The 2,261-nt window shown below is 74.9% G+C and carries 2 protein-coding genes; one reads left to right on the top strand and one right to left on the bottom strand.

The window, feature by feature from the left end; genetic code table 11:
• The first annotated feature begins 459 nt into the window (after nucleotides 1-459).
• Nucleotides 460-1,938 carry a helix-turn-helix transcriptional regulator gene (locus HGA02_RS16950; RefSeq protein ID WP_168680339.1) on the top strand — a complete coding sequence of 493 codons (1,479 nt, stop codon included), beginning with the start codon at nucleotides 460-462 and terminating at the stop codon, nucleotides 1,936-1,938.
• Between the two features lie 21 nt (nucleotides 1,939-1,959).
• On the opposite strand, the gene HGA02_RS16945 is transcribed toward HGA02_RS16950, so the two are convergent.
• On the bottom strand, nucleotides 1,960-2,261 hold a 302-nt coding region (locus HGA02_RS16945), incomplete at its 5' end, for a hypothetical protein (protein WP_210728734.1).

Genomic DNA, 2,261 nt, shown 5'->3' with positions numbered 1-2,261 from the left:
ACCCGTACTCGAGCGTCCGGACGTCGGAGCCCGCGACCGTGGGCGCCGGGCCCTCCTCGCACGCGAAGGCGACGCCGTCGGCGCCGAGCGTGAGGACGTGGCCGGTGTCGCCGGTGCTCATCGGTGACCTCCCGGTCCGGTCGTGACGGCCGCGCCGGTGCGGGCCGTCGTCTGCTGCGGGCGGTCGACCGGAGGCCCCGGTTCCGCCCGCACCTCCACCGTGGTCGCTCCGAGCCGCTGCGCGCCGATCCATGGACCGTGAAGTTCCGCTGTTCTTCTCGGCGGCGGAAGGAGCGTCGGCGCCACCCATCTGTGCGGGTGGCGCCGCGTCGGGTCGGAAGAAGCCCGCGCTACCTGCGACGGAGCCGCGGTGGTTGCCCGATGAGACCGCTTCCAGGGCGGAAGGATCAGCTTCCTTCTCCTGGACGGAACCGGTCCGGGCTGGCACCGTTGCTGGGCATGACGACGACGTCGCCCCGCCCCGCGGCATCCCCGCCCCCGTCGTCCGGCGCGCTCGACACCCTCGTCCTGGGCCGCCGGATCCGGCACCTGCGCACCGCGCGCGGCATGACCCTCGACGACCTCGGCCGCGCGATCGGCCGCGCGCCGTCCCAGGTGTCGATGCTGGAGAACGGCCACCGCGAGCCCCGCGTCGGGGTCCTGTCCGCCGTCGCCGACGCGCTCGGCGTGCCCGTCGCGGAGCTCCTGCGACCCGAGCCCCCGACCCGGCGGGCCGCCCTCGAGGTGGAGCTCGAGCGCACGCAGCGTGGCCCGCTGTTCGCGTCGCTGCAGATCCCCGAGGTCAAGGTCGGCAAGTCGCTGCCCACCGACGCGCTCGACGCGCTCGTCCGGCTCGCGGGCGAGGTGCAGCGCCTGCTCACCGAGAACGCCGCGACGCCGGAGGAGGCGCGCCGCGCGAACGCCGAGCTGCGCGCCCGGATGCGCGCGCAGGACAACTACTTCGCCGAGCTCGAGGCCCACGCGCGCGCCCTGCTCACGGCCGTCGGGCACGCGGGCGGCCCGCTGTCGCAGCGCGCGACCGCCGACATCGCCGCGCACCTGGGCTTCTCGCTGCACCACGTGCCCGACCTGCCGCACTCGACGCGCACCGTGACCGACCTGGCGCACGGCCGGATCTACCTGCCGCAGGCCGGGGCCGGCGTGAGCGACAGCCGCTCGCCGCTGCTGCAGGCGCTCGCGTCCCACGTGCTCGGTCACGCCGAGCCGACCAGCTACGGCGACTTCCTGCGCCAGCGCGTCGAGGCCAACTACATGGCGGCCGCGCTCATGCTCCCCGAGGACGGCGCCGTCGCGTACCTGCAGGCCGCGAAGGCCGAGCGGCGGCTGTCGGTCGAGGACCTGCGCGACCAGTTCGCCGTGCCGTACGAGACCGCCGCGCACCGGTTCACCAACCTCGCGACGCGGCACCTCGGCATCCCGGTGCACTTCATGAAGGTCCACGAGGGCGGCACGCTGCACAAGGCGTACGAGAACGACGGCGTCGTCTTCCCGTCCGACCCGCTCGGCGCGATCGAGGGGCAGCCCGTCTGCCGGCACTGGACCGCGCGCGTCGTGTTCACGCTCGCCGACCGCTTCACGCCGTACTACCAGTACACCGACACGTCGTCGGGCACGTACTGGTGCACCTCACGCGTCCAGACGTCGTCGCAGGGGGCGTTCTCGGTGAGCGTCGGCGTGCCGTTCGCGCACGTCCGCTGGTTCCAGGGGCGCGAGACGACCGAGCGGGCGACGAGCCGCTGCCCCGACCCGACCTGCTGCCGCCGGCCCCCGTCGACGCTCGCCGAGCGGTGGGGTGACCAGGCGCGCCCCTCGGCGCGGCCGCACGCGTCGCTGCTCGCCGCGCTGCCCGTGGGTGCCTACCCCGGCGTGGACACGACGGAGGTGTACGAGTTCCTCGACCGGCACGCGCCCGAGTGACGGCGCCTGCGGCGTGCCACGTCAGTCGCGCACGCGCTCGAGCCACGACGACGACAGGCTCTCGTCCTCGAGGTCCAGCTCGCGCATCATGCGCCGCATGACGGTCTCGTCGAGCTGCCCGGAGTCGCGCCGCTCCATGAGCACCTCGAGCGTGAACCGGGGGGACTGCTGCCGGTCGGGGTCGCGCCCGACGGCCGAGAGGCGCGCGTCGACCGCGACGACGCGGCCGTCGGCAGGGACGTCGACGGGCGTCGTCGTCGTGGTGCCGTCGAGCGTCACCGTGCCGACGGGCACCGCGGCCCGGGCACCGTCGGCGTCCTCGA

Origin of the sequence: Cellulomonas septica, assembly GCF_012396155.1 — a bacterium.
Classification (GTDB): Bacteria; Actinomycetota; Actinomycetes; order Actinomycetales; family Cellulomonadaceae; genus Cellulomonas; species Cellulomonas septica.
The sequence above is the reverse complement of the archived record's forward strand: the minus strand, read 5'-3'. Positions and strand labels throughout refer to the sequence as shown.

What these genes read in the sequence shown, in the direction of transcription:
- HGA02_RS16950 (WP_168680339.1), top strand. Translation starts at nt 460, where the DNA reads ATGACGACGACGTCGCCCCGCCCCGCGGCATCCCCGCCCCCGTCGTCC.